The sequence below is a fragment of the Burkholderia sp. Bp9016 genome, from assembly GCF_003857765.1.
Lineage (GTDB): Bacteria > Pseudomonadota > Gammaproteobacteria > Burkholderiales > Burkholderiaceae > Burkholderia.
The window spans coordinates 44,882-63,379 of record NZ_QTPY01000016.1 but is presented as its reverse complement, the minus strand read 5'-3'; the positions used below and the strand labels follow the sequence as shown (position 1 = coordinate 63,379).

The 18,498-nt window shown below is 56.5% G+C and carries 14 protein-coding genes and 1 pseudogene; 11 read left to right on the top strand and 4 right to left on the bottom strand.

Annotation, left to right across the window (positions count from 1 at the left end):
* The first annotated feature begins 229 nt into the window (after positions 1 to 229).
* Both DIE13_RS20270 and DIE13_RS20265 read left to right on the top strand, forming a co-directional pair.
* Positions 230 to 1,093: a hypothetical protein gene (locus DIE13_RS20270; protein WP_124828759.1), complete on the top strand. Its 864-nt coding sequence runs from the start codon at positions 230 to 232 to the stop codon at positions 1,091 to 1,093.
* A 2-nt stretch (positions 1,094 to 1,095) separates the two neighbouring features.
* Positions 1,096 to 3,309: a UvrD-helicase domain-containing protein gene (locus DIE13_RS20265; protein ID WP_124828758.1), complete on the top strand. Its 2,214-nt coding sequence runs from the start codon at positions 1,096 to 1,098 to the stop codon at positions 3,307 to 3,309.
* 609 nt (positions 3,310 to 3,918) lie between these two features.
* On the opposite strand, the gene DIE13_RS20260 is transcribed toward DIE13_RS20265, so the two are convergent.
* Positions 3,919 to 4,611, bottom strand: a complete 693-nt coding sequence (locus tag DIE13_RS20260) for a hypothetical protein (protein ID WP_175787111.1) — start codon at positions 4,609 to 4,611, stop codon at positions 3,919 to 3,921.
* Positions 4,612 to 4,767: 156 nt separating this feature from the next.
* Here DIE13_RS20260 and DIE13_RS20255 point away from each other — a divergent pair, with 156 nt between their 5' ends.
* The 9 genes from DIE13_RS20255 to DIE13_RS20215 all read left to right on the top strand — a co-directional run bounded on the left by DIE13_RS20255 (position 4,768) and on the right by DIE13_RS20215 (position 13,853).
* Positions 4,768 to 5,007 carry a hypothetical protein gene (locus tag DIE13_RS20255; protein WP_124828756.1) on the top strand — a complete coding sequence of 80 codons (240 nt, stop codon included), beginning with the start codon at positions 4,768 to 4,770 and terminating at the stop codon, positions 5,005 to 5,007.
* Between the two features lie 289 nt (positions 5,008 to 5,296).
* Positions 5,297 to 5,683, top strand: coding sequence for a conjugal transfer transcriptional regulator TraJ (gene traJ, locus DIE13_RS20250; RefSeq protein WP_124828755.1), 387 nt, complete (start codon positions 5,297 to 5,299; stop codon positions 5,681 to 5,683).
* Positions 5,680 to 7,665, top strand: coding sequence for a TraI/MobA(P) family conjugative relaxase (gene traI / locus DIE13_RS20245; RefSeq protein ID WP_124828754.1), 1,986 nt, complete (start codon positions 5,680 to 5,682; stop codon positions 7,663 to 7,665). The genes traJ and traI overlap by 4 nt, the downstream gene beginning before the upstream one ends.
* 173 nt (positions 7,666 to 7,838) lie before the next feature.
* Positions 7,839 to 8,618 carry a P-type conjugative transfer protein TrbJ gene (gene trbJ / locus DIE13_RS20240; protein ID WP_124828753.1) on the top strand — a complete coding sequence of 260 codons (780 nt, stop codon included), beginning with the start codon at positions 7,839 to 7,841 and terminating at the stop codon, positions 8,616 to 8,618.
* Positions 8,619 to 8,628: 10 nt separating this feature from the next.
* Positions 8,629 to 8,820: a hypothetical protein gene (locus tag DIE13_RS20235; RefSeq protein WP_124828752.1), complete on the top strand. Its 192-nt coding sequence runs from the start codon at positions 8,629 to 8,631 to the stop codon at positions 8,818 to 8,820.
* A 10-nt stretch (positions 8,821 to 8,830) separates the two neighbouring features.
* Entirely contained in the window at positions 8,831 to 10,264 is a 1,434-nt protein-coding gene (trbL, locus tag DIE13_RS20230; protein WP_124828751.1) for a P-type conjugative transfer protein TrbL, read from the top strand.
* Positions 10,265 to 10,330: 66 nt separating this feature from the next.
* Positions 10,331 to 10,561: a type I toxin-antitoxin system ptaRNA1 family toxin gene (locus DIE13_RS20225; protein ID WP_124828750.1), complete on the top strand. Its 231-nt coding sequence runs from the start codon at positions 10,331 to 10,333 to the stop codon at positions 10,559 to 10,561.
* 865 nt (positions 10,562 to 11,426) lie between these two features.
* Positions 11,427 to 12,929 (top strand): hypothetical protein, encoded by a 1,503-nt coding sequence (locus tag DIE13_RS20220; RefSeq protein WP_124828749.1) that lies wholly within the window; start codon positions 11,427 to 11,429, stop codon positions 12,927 to 12,929.
* A gap of 15 nt (positions 12,930 to 12,944) precedes the next feature.
* The gene (locus DIE13_RS20215; protein WP_124828748.1) at positions 12,945 to 13,853 is read left to right on the top strand and encodes a DNA adenine methylase; all 909 of its coding nucleotides are present in this window, start codon (positions 12,945 to 12,947) and stop codon (positions 13,851 to 13,853) included.
* Between the two features lie 4 nt (positions 13,854 to 13,857).
* Here the strand turns inward: DIE13_RS20215 and DIE13_RS20210 are convergent, their stop codons facing one another.
* From DIE13_RS20210 to DIE13_RS20200, 3 genes and pseudogenes are all read right to left on the bottom strand, one after another.
* A complete protein-coding gene (locus DIE13_RS20210; protein ID WP_124828747.1) occupies positions 13,858 to 14,976 on the bottom strand; it encodes a site-specific integrase in 1,119 nt (372 codons plus the stop codon).
* Between the two features lie 611 nt (positions 14,977 to 15,587).
* Positions 15,588 to 16,997, bottom strand: coding sequence for a DUF2130 domain-containing protein (locus DIE13_RS20205; RefSeq protein WP_124828746.1), 1,410 nt, complete (start codon positions 16,995 to 16,997; stop codon positions 15,588 to 15,590).
* A gap of 2 nt (positions 16,998 to 16,999) precedes the next feature.
* Positions 17,000 to 18,247: pseudogene (locus tag DIE13_RS20200) on the bottom strand (ATP-dependent nuclease); the annotation flags it as partial.
* Positions 18,248 to 18,498: the final 251 nt, after the last annotated feature.

Here is an 18,498-nt window from a genome sequence, read left to right as displayed (position 1 = left end):
ACATGCGATGCCCCGAATACCGGCTGTACGAGGTGCAGCCGTCGATTGGCCTCTCACGCAACGCTCGAGCCGCGCTCGAGACCGTCTCTCTGCTGTTTGAACTCACCTCAACGCAAGGATTATTGATCGCTCGATTTTGTGCCGAAGCTGCAACACGCGAGAGCTACCATCATGTAACATTTGCTTACAAACGGGCGTAGCTGCCCCATCCAGACCAGAGACAAGGTACATGACGGGCTTTTTCACGCAGATCGAAGACACCGAAGATGTGCGCCAAGGCGACATCATCCGCAAGCTTAATCCCAAGACCGGCGAAGCTGAGAAGCTGGGAATCCTGATCACGGCCGATTGCGATATCGCCCTAAGGAAAGCGGGCGAACGCTACACCTGGCTGGAAATCGTGCCCATGCCTGTCTATATCGAAGGCCCGTGGGCGCAGGAGCAGTTGCGCAAGCTATCTGAGAAGCGTTCCAAGGCAATATGCGAGCATCTCAATAGCCAGATCCGCAAACGGCAACTGGGCCTTGCGTCACTGACACATGAGTCACTGGTGCAATGGTTGCGCAGCAAGACTGCCGAAGAAATCCTGGCGAGCGCCACCGGCGAGGCGCCAACCGAAAATGGCAAGCCGCTGCGCGACCTCCAGGCGTTCGCACTCACGGTCAGCGCCGACGAAACCCAGAGCGCTTTCAGCCGCTTGAAAGCTGCTTGGACACTCTTCGGTGTCGAAGAAAAAAACCAGCAGGAAAGCGTGCGCAATGCCTTCAAGGACAGCGGCGGCTTCCAAGACTATTTCGTGCTTCCAGAGCTGCCCCGACAGGCCGGTCTCGGCTTTGTGGTGATGCTGCGTTCGATGTGGACCATCTTTGCCTCCGAACTGTATCTCACCGAGCAGGACGCGCGCATTCATGACCGCCCGGATGCCTTCCATCGCCTGGGGCGCCTCAATGACGGCATCCGTTTCTCGATCACTCAAAAGCTAGCATTCCTGTTCTCGCGCATCGGCATGCCCAAGACTTTCGAATCCGCCTGCGAAACAGCGACCGAACTGACGGTCGAGGAATTCTTCAAGAAAAACGAGCAGGAGGCTTGACCATGACGATGACCGTATCCGCCCTCGTCATTGACCAGAAAGCAATCAGCATTCTGGACCGGGCATTCATCGAGGATGCCTGGCTCCAGAAATTCGAGGTGCCACAGAATACCGATGGCCTACGCCGTGTGGAATCGAATGACATCGTCTATCTGCTGTCCGACGATGCAGACCTGGATGATGGCTACCTGGTAATCAACACCACCGTGTTCACGCCTGCGTCCGGGCTTGCCAAGCCACGCACGGCGTTCGAGCGGGTGATCCGCGTGGCATTGCGCCACTTCGACCGCAGCATTGCGATTCCCGTTCAGTGGCAGCCGTACCACAGCGGCTCTCGGCTTTCGGTTTTCGCACAGTCCTCCCGGGACGCCCAGCAACGGGTCTACTTCGACCAATCACCGGACGGCACCGGCAATCTCTACGCGTTTGCTGTGACTAGCAGCCCAAAAGACCTCGATGGAGTGCCGGAGGACAATGCGCTGTATCAGCGCGCGATAGAGGGCATCTGCGATGCCATTTTGGCGGACCCGCCGGCAGCCCCCCCTGTCGGCAACTTCGGCGTTCTGCTGTCGGAGCCCTTGGCAGTCCGGCTGGCGAGTACGGGGACATTGCAGGAGTGGTACGAACAGCGCCTGAATCAGGAACAACTTGAATTTGTCGATCGTCCGCATGATCGGCCCGTGCGGCTACGTGGCGCCGCCGGCACTGGCAAGACGCAAGCGATGGTGGTGAAGTGCCTGCGCGATCTGTACGCCGACGCTGACAGCGACAAAACGTTCGCATTCTTGACCCACAGCTCGGCATTGGCCCATACGGCCGTGCGAGGCATGCTGCACGCACTGGACCCCACGGAGCGCTGGACATCGTTGAGGACGCCCTCCGGACAATCCAGGCTGTGGATCGGCACCATCTACGAGCTGGCGCAAGAGAAGCTGGGTTACGAGAAAAAGGGCTTGAGGCCCTTGTCGCTGGACGGCCGTGACGGACGAGAATACCAGCGGATCCTCATCGAGCAGGCCATTGACCAAGTTGTGACTGATCCTCGGATCGTGCTGGACTTGTTCCCCGGTTGTCCGGATTTTCAAAAGCGCCTGAAGAATCGCGGCGAAGACGCCTCGCTCATTGACGAACTAATGAACGAGTTTGCTTGTGTATTGGACCTGGAAGCTATCAAGAAGGACACCCACGAGGCTAACCGCTATGCGCGTGCCGCTTCTAGGGAGCCTTGGCAAATGGTTCTACCAAGCGAAGCCCATCGCCGCGTGGTCCTGGAAATCCACGACATCTACCGGGCGCTGCTGCGGGCGGCGAAGATGCTGGGCATGGATCAGATGATCGCGGACTTTGGCGGCTACCTCGGCACGCACGAGTGGGGGGCCTTGCGCGAGCGTGATGGCTTTGACCTAGTGTTCGTCGACGAATATCACTACTTTACGCGCGCCGAGGCCATGTTGCTCCATAACCTGTTTAAAACGCGGGCGCAGGTCGGCGGCCGCTGGCCTTTGCTCATGGCGTACGACATCAAGCAAGGAACCAACGACGTCGCCTTCAGCGGCGGGATGGAGAAATTCCGCAACCCGGGCGTTGGCGAATCCGTGCTTACCGAACTTAAGCAGGTCTATCGCTCGACACCTCAGATCACCGCATTCTTGCGCGACCTCGACGCTTCCTTCCCGGCCATGGACCTGGAGGGCGAGTACGCCACTTACGTGGCCGAGTCGCAGCAGGACGACGGCGAAACGCCGACCCTGACCGTCTACGAAACTGATATCAGCCTAGTCGACAACGTCTTTGAGCAGGCTACCCGCTTGGCGCGCGACATCGACGGTGGCGGCAGCCAGGTGGCGGTGCTGTGCCTGAACGAGGCGCTGTTCGACAAGATCCAAGTCGCCGGCCGGGTCCGCGAAAAATTCGTGCCAATCACCACCCGCGAAGACCTCAAGGAGCTGCGCTACGCCAAGAGCAAATGTGTCTTCAGCATGCCGGAATTTGTGGCAGGGTTGCAGTTCCACACCGTGTTCCTCATCCATGCGGATAGTGCGGACTACGACGAGGACCAGGGCCAAGGCACGCGAAGGCGCTATGTGTCGCGCGTATACCTCGGCGCCAGCCGGGCCGCATTCAAGATCCTGCTGGCGAGCTCTAAGGAACACGGCGGGCCCAGCCACTTGTTGGCCGCGCCGCTGGCCAACAACACACTGCGGCGCGTTGACTGAACTCAGTCGCACTGCAGCAAGGCGACGTCAAGATCTGCCGGCACACCCGCTGAGTGCCGTCAGGCAGCCTCGGGCGAAGCCCGGCTCTCGGCACGAGTAGCGCCCAAGACGCAAACTAGGCGACCCAGGCGGAGAGCCCGCTGTAGCGGAGATCCTTCGGCTCACGCAGCTGCCTTCGGCCATGGGCAGTTGCTCATCTGCGGTCGCATCGTACCGCCTTTGGCGCCGCGCTGAGTCGGTCGTTGACGACCACTCCGCGGTCGTGCTGTGGCGGGTGCCCGGTGTCGGCGCTCAGCTGTCAAACGAGCTGCTACCCAGTGAATGTCCGGTGACGGTGGCCGCTCAGCCCCCTGGCTGCGAATGACTCAGACCGGTCTTTAGGCGCTGCACGGCTATCGGCCGCTTAGGCCGATCTAAGTCAGACGATCTGGCGCTGTCTGTTTGGTCTAGTCCAGCGTTATACAACTCATCCGTGTTACTTGACACTTGAGGGACCGATGTCGCGTCATGCGTCTGAGGCGCGAACTCGGCTACAGCTGTTCATTGGCTCTTGTCCCTCATCTGTCAAGAATGTGCGGGTGTTTTAGCCGCTAAAATTTCTCGCGGTGGCTAGCCAATCCAATCGAGCCTGGACCTCAGTGTTTCCCACCGCTCTTCAGCAGGTACTGTAGCCTCCGGTCGCGTCACGATAGCAGCCAGCTCGTCTCGTATGCTCTCCAATATGCCGTGGTGCGATAGCTCAGCCGTCACGTTGGCGTTGTCGAGACAAATACGCACGCAACGGTAAGTTCCCACGCCGTCGAAACTGAGCAAGGCTAGTGTGCTCATCGTCTGAAACAAGCGATGCAACGCCACGGCCTCGGAAAGGTAACGTAACGGAAGTAGCGCTTGGTTGGCCTCCGCCAACAAAACCTCACCCTCGAAATCAGCAAGCGTCACATCGAACGCTTTCTCGTCGGCGAATTCGTCAGCGACCTCTGACCAGATTCGGTCATCAAGACTCGGCCCCATGTGGCAAAGGCGAGATCTACAGAGTTGCCAAAGATCATGCGCATCGCCCCACAACGCAATCCATAGATCGGCCGGGCCGCGTTCGTGCAACAAGTTAGCTCTGGCGTCAAATTGAGATAGCAGCTTGAGCTGATTGATCGACAAGGCTTGACCGCCTCCGAAATTCAATCGCCACTTGCCAGACGTGTGCGTAGTGCTGTTCATCCGAGCATCGAAACGCGTGGCGAACTGATATGGATTCTCGGCGCCGACGTGACGAGCGAGTGCGTGCAGTAGTGCGGCCGCACGCATTCCACCTCGCTTCTTCTCTGAATCAGTCCTAGCAGGCCGTGCCATAGGTCTTTAAGTCCTAGTAAGAAAACCCCTAGTTACTCGCGCTGCAATTCTATCCCTGCTTACCCAAGAATTCACATATCGACATCAATCAACACCAGTCTGGCCAAGTGTGTGCGTACAACATTCGACATCCTGAAAGAGCAGTACGGTGCGGTCATGACGCTGGAGCAACTTGCGACAACCCTGAGTCGCAAGCCGGAGGGGCTGCGAATGGCGTTGCTAAAACCGACGAGCGAATGGGCACGATGTCTCAACGCCCACAAGGTGTACATCGGGCGTCGTGTGTATTTCCCTATCGAAGCAGTCGCTCGCATTCTCGATGCTGGTTCAGAGATTCGCGACGATCGTTAGAAAGAGCGAAGGGCGGATCGGCGTCGTCCATCGCTGGCGTCTTACCGGAAAGGACCGGCTGTTCCAGCGAGAAACAGAGTTCTTCGCAGATTCGACCTAGGAAATGCAAATGCAATTGCAGCGTTTTGCAAGTCTATGCATGGAGAAAACAGATGGGTTTAGCGGGCAGGATGTGTGAAGTAGTCCCACCGGCAAGCCGGCGTTCCTACTTCACTTTCCTTATTCGCACCTTCGGTGCTCAACGGAAATCCCGCTTTGCGAGGCAAGTCGGCAGAGCCGGCAACGAGTAATGGGGACATTTGTGGAAATCAAAGCGAAGGACGTGACCCGGAAGGGTTGCTCGCCGATCAAGGTCTACTGCTTGCCGGAAGAACGTGCCGAAATTGAGGCGATGGCGAATGCAGGTGGACACAGCACATCGACCTATTTGCGCTTGGTCGGGATGGGCTATCGCATCCAAGGCGTGATCGACGCAGCGCAGGTGCGCGAGATGGTTCGCGTGAATGGCGATCTGGGTCGTCTTGGAGGCCTCTTGAAACTCTGGCTCACGAACGATGCCCGCGTGGCGGGGTTCACTCCGGCCACGATCCACGCGTTGTTGTCCAAGATCGAAACGATGCGGGATGAGATGAGCCGCATCATGGAAAAAGTAGTACGGCCGAGGGCGGAGCCATGATTGCCAAGCACGTTCCCATGCGCTCCCTCGGCAAGAGTGATTTCGCGGGCTTGGTGAAGTACATCACGGCAGACCAGGCCAAGGAGCACCGGATCGGGGAGGTGCGGCTGACGAATTGCGCAGCGCCCACGGTTCGTGACGCGGTGATCGAGGTGCTGGCCACCCAACAGGCGAACACCAGAGCCAAGAGCGACAAGACCTATCACCTCCTGGTCAGCTTCCGCGCCGGCGAGCAGCCCGATGCTGCGACGCTGGAAGCTATCGAGGCCCGGATATGTGCGGGCCTCGGGTTTAGCGATCACCAGCGCGTCAGTGCCGTGCATCACGACACCGACAACCTGCACATACACATCGCCATCAACAAGATTCACCCGACGCGGAACACCATTCATGAGCCGTATTACCCACACCGGACGTTGGCCGAGCTGTGCGACGTCCTCGAGCGGGGCTACGGACTGCAATGCGACAACCACGCACCGCGTCGGTGTGGTGCCGAGTCGCGGGCGGCTGACATGGAAAGACATTCCGGCATCGAAAGCCTGGTCGGCTGGATCAAGCGCGAGTGCTTGGAAGAAATTCGAGGTGCGCGGAGCTGGGCTGACATGCACCAGGTCATGCGTGCCAACGGGCTGGAAATCCGGGCAAGAGGGAACGGGCTGGTGATAGAGGCCGGCAACGGTACGCAGATCAAGGCAAGCACGTTGGGCCGCGACTTCTCGAAAGCGAAGCTGGAAGGTCGGTATGGTCCATTCGAGGCCTTGTCGGTGCGGCAGGCCGATGTCCCGTCGAAGCGCCAGTACCAAAAGGACCCTATACGGCTTCGGGTGAACACGATCGAGTTGTACGCGAAATATCAGATTGCCCAGCAGCGTGCGACGGCCGATCGGGCGACTGGTTTGGCCGAGTTGCGCCGTCAGAAGGAAAAGCAGATTGAGAACGCCAAGAGGAAGGGGCAGGCTCGGCGCGCGGCAATCACGCTATTGGGCGGTGGTCGCCTGACGAAAAAGGTGTTGTATGCCCAAGCGGGCGGTGCCCTGAAATCAGAGCTGGAAGCAATCTACACGCAGCATCGAGTCGCGTGCCAGCGCCTCTATGAGCAGTACCGCCGGCATACGTGGGCCGACTGGCTCAAGCAAGAGGCTTTGCAGGGCAGCGCAGAGGCCCTGACTGCGCTGCGCGCCAGAGAAGCCGCCCAAGGCCTGAACGGGAGCACGATCAAGGCCAAGGGACAACCGCAGCTTGGCTATGCCCCCGTGATCGACAACATCACCAAGACGGGAAAGATCATCTATCGAGCCGGCAGTACCGCCGTGCGGGATGATGGCGACCGCTTGCAGGTATCCGAAAAGGCGGGCCAGGAGGGCGTGCAGCAGGCGCTACGACTGGCCGTTGATCGGTACGGCGACCGTATAACGGTCTCTGGCAGCGCTGAGTTCAAAGCGCGCGTCATCGGAGCGGCCATTGATATGCGACTTCCCATCACGTTCGATGATCCGTCGATGGAGCGGTTGCGGCAACAGTACATGACGGCCAGTCAACCTGCTCGGGCCAGTCGTCCGGCAGTGAAGCCTGTCGGGCAGGAGCCTCCTCCGCAAGCCCGGAATCGTCTGCGCACACTGTCCCAACTCGAAGCGCTGTCGATCGAAGGTGGCGATCAAACGGCGAGCCGTCACCCGGCTCCATCACCGATCGCAGGCGATCCAGCGCGTCGGCAGGTCGAGCAGGTGGCGCGACAGGCAGTGAGCCGATTTAAGGCCGCCGCAAATCGGCGGAAGGTGCGTGCAATCGGCTATGGCGACCAAGGCAAGGCCTGGAAGAACTTGCCAGACGAGTTGCGGCAGCGGATCGATCGTTTCAATTCGCAATCGCCAGAACGCCAGGAGATCGAGCTGGCAAGGATGCAGCGCGAGGTTGTGGCGCGTCGCGATGGTGAATTGTCATCGTTGGACGGCGCGAAAAAGGAGAAAGGTCGGTCGCGATGAGGCGGAGAGCCGACAAGGCATAGACGCTTGGCGGTCCATCGACGGTCAAGCGTGTTGACACCGTGACATCACAAAAATGAGGCCGGGCTTCGGTGTCGCTCTGGTCACCTACCGGTAGCTGCCGTGGCGAAGCTACTCGATGTTCCAGGGCCACATACCGAAGGACTATCGTCATGACGAAGAAAATTTTAGCCGCTAAAACGGTGACGCTCGCACTAGCGATCGCCTACATCTCATCGCAACCGGTTCACGCTGGCGGTATTCCGGTGATCGATGTCACAAACGTCATGCAGACAACGATCAGCGCGATCAACAACGTGCAATCGGTTCAGAAGCAAATCGAGCAATACACAACGCAGTTGCAGCAGTACCAAAACATGCTTCAGAACACGCTGGCGCCAGCGGCCTACGTGTGGGATCAGGTGAACGGCACGATCAACAAGCTCCTGCAAGCGCAGGACATGTTGAATTACTACAAGAATCAGGTGGGCAACATCGATGCTTACCTGTCTCGATACCAGGACGTGGCGTACTACCGATCGTCCCCATGTTTCACAGCGACTGGATGTTCGGAAGTGCAGCGGCAAGCGTTGACCGACGCTCAGGCAAACGGTTCTGAAGCTCAAAAGCGAGCAAACGATGCCGTACTGAAGGGCGTCGATCAGCAACAACAAACCTTGCTCACCGATGCCGCGAACCTGCGGTCATTGCAAACCCAGGCGTCGAGTGCACAGGGCCAAATGCAGGCGATCCAGGCGGCCAATCAGCTTGCCAGTGCTCAAACGAATCAACTTCTCCAGATCCGTGGGCTGCTCGTCGCTCAACAGGCTGCTACTGCAACGCGTGCGCAGATCGTTGCAGATCGCGAGGCTCAACAAGCCGCCGCGAGTGCGCAACTGCGCAATGGCAGCAACATCACGCACCCAGCTCCCAAGAACTGGACTTTCGAATAAGGAGATGGACATGAAAGTAGTCATTTGGACTCTCATATCTGTCGCAATGCTCGCTGGGTGTGACGACAAGAACGCATCGGTGGAAGCGAAACAAGCGGCGGCTGCCGCGCAATTGCGTGACGGTAGCAATATCGTCAGTCCTCCGCCGAAGAACTGGACGTGGGGCGACGCACCGTCGCAACCATCGAAGAAAGATCAATGAGGGCTACACCATGAGAGCGAAGGTTTTTACGCACGGTAAGCAGCTTGCGATCGGGGCGATGATTCTTCTTCACGTTGCTACCGCCTTTGCCGCACCGATGAGCGACAACGTCGTTGATTCCGTGATGGCGAAATACCAATCTGCGGCCAGCGCATGGGGCAACGTCATGGTGAGCTACGGATCGTGGCTTTTCTGGGGATTGGCACTCGTCAGCATGGTATGGACGTACGCGATGATGGCGCTCCGTCGTGCCGACATTCAAGAGTTCTTTGCCGAGACGATTCGATTTTTTGGCACGCTGGGCTTCTTCTGGTGGATTTTGTACAACGGGCCTGCGATCGGGGACGCCATCGTCAAGTCGATGTGGATGATAGGAGCAAAGGCCATCGGGCAGACAACCGATTTCACGCCCGGCGGTATCGTGAAAGTCGGCTACGACATTTTTACCAACGCGCTTGACCAGTCGTCTGTTTGGTCGCCGACCGACAGTGTCGTAGGGCTTCTCATGGCGCTGGTCGTGATGATTGTCTTGACGATCGTCGGCGTGAATCTGCTCCTGGTCTTCGTGTCGGCCTGGATCATGATTTACGGTGGAGTATTTTTCCTCGGCTTTGGGGGATCGCGCTGGACCTCAGATATTGCTATCAGCTTCTACAAGCACGTGTTGGCGATAGGTGCGGAGCTGATGGTGATGCTCCTGCTCATCGGTATCGGAAAGACGTTCATCAACGAGTACTACTCGAGCATGACAGCCGGCATTGACCTCAAGGAAATGGCAGTCATGGTCATTGCTGCTTTCGTGCTGATGTATCTCACAAACAAGATACCTCCCAGGGTTGCAGGTATCGTCGGCGTTGGCGGTGTTGGCTCGATCGGCGGTGTCGGCCTTGGTTCAGTAATGGCAGCGGCCGCCATGACGGCGAGCGCAGCCGCATCGGTTGGCTCCTCGATATTGGCCGGGGCGACCAATGCCGCAGGTGGAGCCTCAGCCCTGCAGGCGGCGTTCCAAGTGGCGCAACGAAATATGACCGAGGGGACGGGCATGTTTAGCGGCAGCAGCAGCGGCTCCGGCTCCGGCTCCGGCAGTCTCGGGGGCGGTAGTGCTGGCGTCAGCAGCGCCTCTGGGGGCAGCGGTGGTTTCAGCTCATTCATGAGCAACGCTGGTCGCTTTGCGACCGACATGGGCGCCAATCTCGCGAAGGGTGCCGGCCAGATCGCGACGGATAAGGCCGTCTCGATGATGGATTCGGCTAAAGAGCGCGTGGCGCAAACCACGGGCGGAAAAATCGCGTCGGATATCCGAGGAGATTCTGATTTCCGGAGATCGGCCGGTGGGGAGACGGCCAGTTTTGCCGGTAGCAGTGTGGGCGGTGTAGATCCGGCGACACCTATGAACGATGAGGTAGCGGCATTCGTCAACCGACAGCCTTTGCCGGATGCATGAGAGCGCACCGGCCGGCTGCAACCGGCCGGCACTTCCACGTAACAACACCTGCTAGAGAGGTGAAGCATGGCAACTACACATGATATCGAAGCGCAGCGAGTCGTCCATCGTGCGGCCGTTCAACTGGCTGCTTTGAATTTTGTTGATCAAGATTCCGCAAGACAACTTTCGCAGGTGGCCGAGGCGCTCGCCAACTTGTTCGTGGTTGTTTTCTACCAGGCTGAGACCGGTCGTGCGACGGCTTCGGACTTCAACGAGGCGATGATCGCGATACGTGAGGCGTTGCGGCCGCACTAACGGTGACATGGCGAAACTACGTAGTAGCTTGCGTCCTGCTAGGCAGTTACCTCGACTCGTCGGAAGTAGGGCATTCAGACCTAGCTCCGCTATCGTCGAACGGCGGCCAAACCTCATGCCCAACAGGCGGGCCGAAGCTAACCTCGGCCTGCCTGTTGTTCGGCGTGATGCGTGCGATAAGTGGAGCAACCGCCTTGTCGAGGGGCAATTGTACGTTGTGCGCTTTGCGGCTCAGTCCGCCACGGAGCGTGTGCCGAGATTTCGACGATTTTCTGGATCTGTTTCCCATCAGACGCCGCCTTACATTCATTTCATACGTGACACGCAGAATAACCTTCTGCACCGTAAGCCCGTAGCATCCGTCAGACAGGAAGTTATACGACATGACAGTTTTCAACAATGAGGAAGTACGCCGGCAAGGGCTTCACGAGTTGGGCGAAGCAATGGCAGCCAAGCGACGTGATGATCCGCCGCCAGAAACGGAACAGCTGGTTCCATGTTGCGAGGATGTACCTGATGAACGTGCTGTCATCGAGGAGCGAGCGGCTGACACTCCACGGTTCGTCGAGCCTGGTAGCCCGGAAGAGGCTGTCGCGCGCGAAGGCGGGCCTCCCGCGTTTGTCACGACTTGTCGGTTGAGAGATGTAAGGTAGCTGTTCAGCGCAGGCTGACAAGCTTTTCAGTAGTTTCACTGGAGTAAAACACGGGGATTCGTTAAGATCGGCAGTTAATTTCTTTCCGAGCGAGTTAGTATCTCGCCATGGCGCAGCGAATTTCGGGGGAATGTGTTCAATCTATGAACGCCGCTTACGCCGTTTTGGGGCCTGCATCGATAGCAAGTTGATGCGAAATTTGGACGGGGACCATGTCAAAAACAATGCTCTTGCCTGTTAAAGATTTAACCATCGATCTGCATAATTTCCGTACGGTGGCGCAAAGAAGTGAGTTGGAGGCAACAAAGGCTATGATTTCCATTAGCCCAGATTATTTCTGGGGTCTGATGGAAAGTTTGCTCGACGATGGTTATCTTCCTACCGAAAACATAATTGTTCTCGAGGCGGATGACGGCAAAAAGGTGGTGAAAGAGGGGAATCGTCGTGTTGCATCTCTAAAAATTATATTGGGTCAAATTAAAGCGGCTTCGCTGAATTTGCCGGACAAGCTGTCTGAACGTATCGCTGATTTATCGCAAGAGTGGGAAAAAGAGAACTCAAAAATTCCCTGCACCGTCTACAAGGAATCTGAGGCGGATTTGGTCGATCGCATTGTCACGCGTACTCACGGCAAAGGACAGAAGGCAGGTCGCGATCCTTGGGAAGCAGTGGCTCGTGCACGGCATAATAAAATTGCGAATGGGGCTGCCGAGCCAGGTTTGGACTTGCTGGAAAAATATTTGAAGCATGGCGAAAATCTTACGCCAGAGCAAAAGGTGCGATGGGCTGGTAGATATAATCTGACGGTTCTTGATGAGGCGATTAAGAAAGTCGCGCCGAGATTTTCGGTGAATTCCAGCCCGGAGCTTGCAAAAAAATATCCAAAAATTTCCTATAAGCAACCGCTGGATGAGATAATCTACGCCATTGGTGTGGAATCGCTGACGTTTACAAGTATTCGGGAGTCGGCGGATTTTGCGCTACGTTTCGGTGTTCCTCCGGCGACTTCTGCAAGTAATGCTGGCAATCCAAGTGGGGCGAGTGCGGCAGGGAATCCTTCGTCCGGTGCTTCGACTGCGAGCCCGGGGAGTAGTGCAGCGGGATCTAGTTCGTCCTCTACTTCATCTACCAAGCCTGGCAACAACTCTGCGGGCGCCTCTAGTGGTGGCACTTCGACGAACGCAACGGGGGGTGCCAACTCATCTTCTGGCTCGTCGTCTAACGGAAAACCTACTACTACAGCGACTAATGATGAGCGGTCCGTGAAAAGGTCGTTGCGAGCACTGAAGCTCTTTGGCCCCAACCGGTCGAAAGTTGAAACTTTGCGAAAAGAGGCGATGAAGCTGAAGCTGAAAGATAATCCGATCGCTTTCTGCTTTTTGCTGCGAAGTATGTTTGAAATATCGGCCAAGGCATATTGCCAAGACCATGCGTCAGAGCCCGGTGCGCCAAAGTCGGCGAAGGCTGATGGCAGTGACCGTACGCTCTCGGATGTTTTGCGAGACATAGTGTCGCATTTGACGCAAAATGGCACTGATAAGCAGATGCAGCGATTGCTTCACGGTCCTCACACGGAAATTCAACGAAAGGACGGGATATTGTCTTTGACCTCTATGAATCAGCTTGTCCATAACGCCTCTTTTACTATCATGCCGGGTGATATTCCAACGTTGTTTGCGAATATTTTCCCTCTTCTTGAGCAAATGAATAAGTGAGGATGGGAGAGGGAAATGGCTCAGAATCGAACTCCATTGCGATATCCCGGGGGGAAGCAGAAGCTCACTCCTTTTGTGCTGGAACTGCTCAAGGCAAATGATCTTGAGGGGGGGCATTATGTCGAGCCGTATGCGGGTGGTGCGGGCGTCGCTATGGAACTTCTGGCGGATGGACACGTTGAACATGTTCATCTGAACGATTCTTCGTATCACGTTTATTCGTTTTGGCGATCTATACTAGATCATACTGACGATTTTTGTTCGAGAATATCGCGATCGCTTCTAAACGTAGATGAATGGAAGATACATCGCGAAATATTGCGGCACCCGGAAGATCACAGCGAGTTTGAGGTCGGGTTTGCCACTTTTTACCTCAATAGAACGAATCGATCGGGCGTTTTGACTGGCGGCGTGATCGGTGGGCTTGATCAGTCTGGGAAATGGAAGATAGACGCTCGATTTCCGAGGAATGAGCTTATCACAAGAGTTGAGTTAATTGCATCTCTCCGGGAATCGATCACGCTTCATAATCTCGATGCGGAGAAATTTTTCGCGACGTGCGTGAAGGATTTGCCGAAGAAGTCTCTGATATATTGCGATCCGCCATATTTTGAGAAGGCTAGTCGCCTTTATTTGAACCACTACGATCCGGAGGATCATGGGCGCATCGCGAAAACTATTCAGAAGATAAAGCGTGTAAAGTGGGTGGTCTCATATGATGGGGTTGCTCCGATACTTGAGTATTACTCGGAGCGCCGTAAATTTCTGTATCAACTGCAATACAACGCGTCTCGTGCTTATAAAGGGAGTGAGGTATTTATCTTCTCGGATAATACAGTCATTCCGCGCAGATCTTCGCTTCCATATATTGCGAAGGCGCTCAGATCAAATTCGCGATCTCTTTATCCGCCATTGCACGCATAGATGGTTACGCTAGGCGCTTTGCTAGTTCTTCTGCGCGAGGATGGTAGTAACGCATGAGCATGCGTGGATCTTTGTGCCCGGTGATCTTCGTTAGCTCATGCATGGGAAAAATTGACGCCAAGCGCGAGGTGGCTTCATGTCGCAAATCGTGAAAGCGAAGATCTGTTAGAAATTTATCGCTGATTGATCGGCCCACTTCCCTGCACTCTTCAATGTAGAGCTTTCGGGCACGCGTGACAGCGCGCTCAAAGGCTCTAGTGACTGCATCGCCGCGTATTTGGAAAACTGGTCCGGAGCTTGGCTCGTCGTGGCTACCTTGGTCGGTATCGCTGGATCCTTTGAGCGCTTGCAACGTCGCGATAGCACGCGACGACAGTGGTACATCGCGGGCACTGCCGTTCTTGGTTGCCGGTAGATGAGCGACACGCCGCTTAAGGTCGATGTGTTCCCAACGCATCGCAACAATTTCCCCACGACGCATGGCGGTTTCGACTGCCAGCCAAATAATGGATGGCAGCAGCGTTGAATTGCTCGCTGCAACCACGCGCTCCAGTTCACCGTCTGGTGTGGTCCGGTCAGAATCGTCATCGTTCGCGATGGCACTGGCTGAGCCACTGTCGATGGCAATGCGACGTGTGCGCGCGTTGTTCGATTGCGGCTTACGCACGAGCTCAACCGGGTTCGAGAGGCTTTCCATGCCCCATTCCTTTCGGGCCACGCTAAAAACATGCGAGAGGACTGCGAGGCGACGCAGCACCGTCGCTGATTTGTAATCCTTCAACCACTCGTCGCGAATTTTTGCCAGGTCGGCACTGCGGATCGATGCCAGCGGCCGCTTCGCCAATTCCGTAGACTTGCATGCTTTCAAAACCGACACTTCTTGAGCCGCTCCTTTTTTTGCGGCAGAAATTTCTTCTTGGTAACGCTCGAGGGCTTCATAGAGCGTAGTCGCTTCGGCTTCGCTGCGGCTGACCCAGATGCCGCGAGCCATTTCCGACTCGATCATCTTGGCCCAGGCTTCCGCTTCGGCCTTCGTATCGAACGTCTTACTTTGCGCTGGGTAGCCATGTCGCCGCACTTGCGCGCGCCACTGATAAGGGCCTCGTTTGGTGATGGTAGCCATCGGTGGAAATAGTTATCTCGAACTCAGTGTGCCAAAATTGTGCCATAAATGGCAGAAATCTCGTGAAGTGATTGATATATATGGGTGTGTTTTTACATTCGCAATGCGAAGGTCGGGAGTTCGATCCTCCTCCGCTCCACCAAGAATTTCCTTTAAAACCGGCAGCCTGAGACAGGAAGCATATTTTTGCCCCAAGTGCAAAGATATGCTTCCCTGACAAAGTGCAACGTTATGCTTCTCGAACAACAAAGCCGGCCTTGTGCCGGCTTTGTTGTTTTTGCGCGACTAACTGTAGCTCGGCCGTGCCCGGACATGTATCGAGCCTAGGCGAATAGGTGAATGCGCCGTCGAGATCACGCGACCGACCGTGGCCCCTTTCACCCCTAAATCTGTTGGCGATCGTCGATGAAATCATGAGCAGAGTGGCTTAGATCGAGTGTGGGTCTCGTGCGCCGCACGAGTTCAGGCGCATAATCGGCCACAATCCGCCAGTCGGTTCCTCGGCTGGTGACAACTCAACGAATATTTCAAGCGATCGATCGTGCAATCACCTGAACTCGCTGGGGGTGATCTGCGGATCCAAGACGAGTCTTGGGCGTAGATGGCCTAACTCATCCAGCATCGGGAGGGTCATCGTTCTTGAGCTCGGCGAATTTGGCCGCCATCGTCGGGTTGCCCCGAGTCAACCTCTTGATCGTCACGTCCTGAGCCTTGTCGTTTGCAAGACGAAGGTTCCGATCGGTGCCGAGCAGGGCTTCCTTCGTCTTCTGCAGGTGGTCGATCGACTTGTCGATCTCATCGATCGCCGTTTGGAAGCGCCTAGAGGCGAGATCATAGTTCTTCGCAAATGCGGTCTTGAACGTCTCGAGCTCGGTTTCGAAGTTCGTGATGTCTATGTTCTGCGCCTTGACGAGTGCTAGCTCCGACTTGTACTTGAGCGAGTTCATCGCCGCATTTCGCAGAAGTGTGATGATTGGAAGAAAGAACTGCGGTCGCACGATGTACATCTTCGGGTAGCGGTGGAACACATCGACGATCCCGGTGTTGTAGAGTTCACTGTCAGGTTCGAGCAGGGAGACCAGCACTGCATACTCGCACCCCTTCTCAGTGCGGTCCTTGTCGAGTTCCTTCAGGAAATCCTCGTTCCTGCTCTTCGTCGCGGTGCGATCGTTCTCGTTTTTCATTTCGAACATGATGGAGACGATCTCGGTGCCCGCTTCGTCCGAGTCGCGAAAGACGTAGTCGCCCTTGCTGCCAGTCCGCGCGTCGTTGTCCTTCTCGAAATATGCCCTCGGAAACGCCGTCGCTCGAATGCGGTTGAACTCGGTCTCACAGTGCTGCTCAAGGGTTTCACCGACCATCTTGGTCGACAAGCGAACCTTCATGTCTCGGAGGCGCTCGATCGCGTCATCGCGGTCCTTGATCTGCGTTTCGTACTTATCCTTGAGCGAGTTCTCTGCGAGTCGTTTTTCAAGCTCCGCCCGCTCGAGGCCGCTCTTAAGTTCATCTCGCTCTTTCTCGACCACGCCGACTGCTTCGGTAATTGCCAGCTTCTGCGCAACCTCAAGGGCGTCGAGCTTGGCCTTCAGGCCTTGGATCTCCGCGTCCTTCGTAGCGGCGGCCCTCTGCAGTTCGCTAACGAGCTTCATCTCGGCTAGATCAGAAGCAGCTTGCTTGTCCTGCTTCGCCTGCTCAAGTTCGTTTGCGAGTGCGTCTCGCTCTTTTTCTACGGCGCTTAGGGCCTCGGTCACGGCTAGTTTTCGCGCGACCTCACCGGCATCGAGCCTGGCCTTCAGTTCTTGGATCTCGGCGTCTTTAGCTGCGGCAGCCTTTTGCAATTCGCTGGCGCCCTTGGTTTGGGCGAGTTCGACGGCGTTCCTCTTATCCTGCTCCGCCAGCTCAAGCCGCTCGTGCAACTGCTTTTCGAACTCGCTGTCGCGGACTTGCTTCAGGATGTCCGCGTAACCAGCTTCGTCAATCTTGAATGCTTTCCCGCAGTGTGGGCAGATGATTTCATGCATGTCTACGCGCCTCCCGCCTTTGTGAGGATCTGCTTGAGCATCTCCGGAACAGTTCCGCTCGCCTCAAGCGTCGCAGTTCGGTAAGCATATTGATTTTTTGCGAGCTGGATTCCAGCAGCGGTCTCAATAGCCGCACACGACGTGACCCACTCCGCCCAATTGGACTCTAGGTAGGTCTCGAGGTGGTCGCTTAGCGTCGCTACACGATCCCCCACCTGTTCCGATGGGAAATCAACCTCTGTTTCACCGAGGTACTTTAGCAGTCGACGGTTCTCTGTCGAAAACTTCGTACGCTCACCATCTATAGCGGTCTGATTCTTGCCCGCAGCTTTAGCTCGCACTTCGAAACCACTGTCTCCGTCGAAGAGTACGTAGGTCGGAATCCCAAGACAGGTAAGGATGGCATGAGCAAGCGGGATTCCACCTTTGCCTCCGGCCGAAATAATCGACAGTCCGAGGGATTCGAGGCGACCCACGGCGTCCCGATCGCCGATTCCGTAGAACACGGCTCCCTCTGTATCCCCCTCGACCAGCAGCACACGTGCTGCGAACAACGCGACCGAGAGGCGATTCGTGACGATGCCATCGAGTTGACGACCAACCTGATCGGCATCTACCGTTCCATTGAGTTTCGCCTTCACCTCGTCGATCGTGGCGAAATGGACAGTGACCACGGGCGTCTCATCAGACGACCTCGTCAGCCGCCTAATCTGGTTGAAATATCGAGCCTCGAGGAAGTAGGGGCTATGAGTCGCGTAGGTCACTTGGATGCGTTTGCTAGCATTCTCGGCCAGCGACCTCAGTACCTTCGCAAAGGTCTGGGCTTGTATCGGGTGCTGATAGAGTTCCGGCTCCTCGATCGCTAGGCAGATCACACCCTCTGCCGATGCTGCACCTGACTGCGCCAGGAGTTGGAGCGCCGAGATCAAAAGCGTGCGCTGAAAGCCATGCCCTTGTCGCTCGACAGCTGTCTCGGTTGCGCCATCAAGCACGGCCACTTCGAACGTGGTCCGCGGGGCCTTGAGTTCGACTTCGGCAGGCGAAACCATGACAGCCCGACCTGGCGTGTAAGACGTGAGGACCCCGTTGAGCTGCGTCGTCATGACTTCCAGCTGCGCCTTGAACTTTTCCTCGTAGACTTTCTGCTGCTTCGCGCGCGACTCTTCGACGATCGTCGCGATCTCATCGTCGGCAGCAGCACGATCAACTGATCGTTCAAGGATGCGACCAATGATGCTTGCTTTGCCGTCGGTACAGTCAACTTCCGAATCGGGCTCGGGTGTTCGTGCTCAAGTTTGAGTCCGGTTTCGGCAAACGCGCAACGAACCGCGCGCCGGTCGTCGCGGCGCTTTTTTCCGCTAGGCCCTAGACGCGTACCCTCTCGCCCGAGCACTGCAAACGCCCGGACGGCGTTTCCATCAAGAAAGCATATGGTGATAGGGAACGAGATTCGTATACCAATGCAATTGTCGGCATTTCATGTCGAGCATCTGGTAGAACG

Excerpts from the sequence above, each read along its gene's own strand:
- DIE13_RS20270 (WP_124828759.1), top strand. The coding sequence starts at position 230 with ATGACGGGCTTTTTCACGCAGATCGAAGACACCGAAGATGTGCGCCAA.
- DIE13_RS20215 (WP_124828748.1), top strand. The coding sequence starts at position 12,945 with ATGGCTCAGAATCGAACTCCATTGCGATATCCCGGGGGGAAGCAGAAG.
- DIE13_RS20225 (WP_124828750.1), top strand. The coding sequence starts at position 10,331 with ATGGCAACTACACATGATATCGAAGCGCAGCGAGTCGTCCATCGTGCG.
- traJ (WP_124828755.1), top strand. The coding sequence starts at position 5,297 with ATGGGGACATTTGTGGAAATCAAAGCGAAGGACGTGACCCGGAAGGGT.
- DIE13_RS20235 (WP_124828752.1), top strand. The coding sequence starts at position 8,629 with ATGAAAGTAGTCATTTGGACTCTCATATCTGTCGCAATGCTCGCTGGG.
- trbL (WP_124828751.1), top strand. The coding sequence starts at position 8,831 with ATGAGAGCGAAGGTTTTTACGCACGGTAAGCAGCTTGCGATCGGGGCG.
- DIE13_RS20220 (WP_124828749.1), top strand. The coding sequence starts at position 11,427 with ATGTCAAAAACAATGCTCTTGCCTGTTAAAGATTTAACCATCGATCTG.
- traI (WP_124828754.1), top strand. The coding sequence starts at position 5,680 with ATGATTGCCAAGCACGTTCCCATGCGCTCCCTCGGCAAGAGTGATTTC.
- DIE13_RS20260 (WP_175787111.1), bottom strand. The coding sequence starts at position 4,611 with ATGCGTGCGGCCGCACTACTGCACGCACTCGCTCGTCACGTCGGCGCC.
- DIE13_RS20205 (WP_124828746.1), bottom strand. The coding sequence starts at position 16,997 with ATGCATGAAATCATCTGCCCACACTGCGGGAAAGCATTCAAGATTGAC.
- DIE13_RS20210 (WP_124828747.1), bottom strand. The coding sequence starts at position 14,976 with ATGGCTACCATCACCAAACGAGGCCCTTATCAGTGGCGCGCGCAAGTG.
- DIE13_RS20265 (WP_124828758.1), top strand. The coding sequence starts at position 1,096 with ATGACGATGACCGTATCCGCCCTCGTCATTGACCAGAAAGCAATCAGC.
- trbJ (WP_124828753.1), top strand. The coding sequence starts at position 7,839 with ATGACGAAGAAAATTTTAGCCGCTAAAACGGTGACGCTCGCACTAGCG.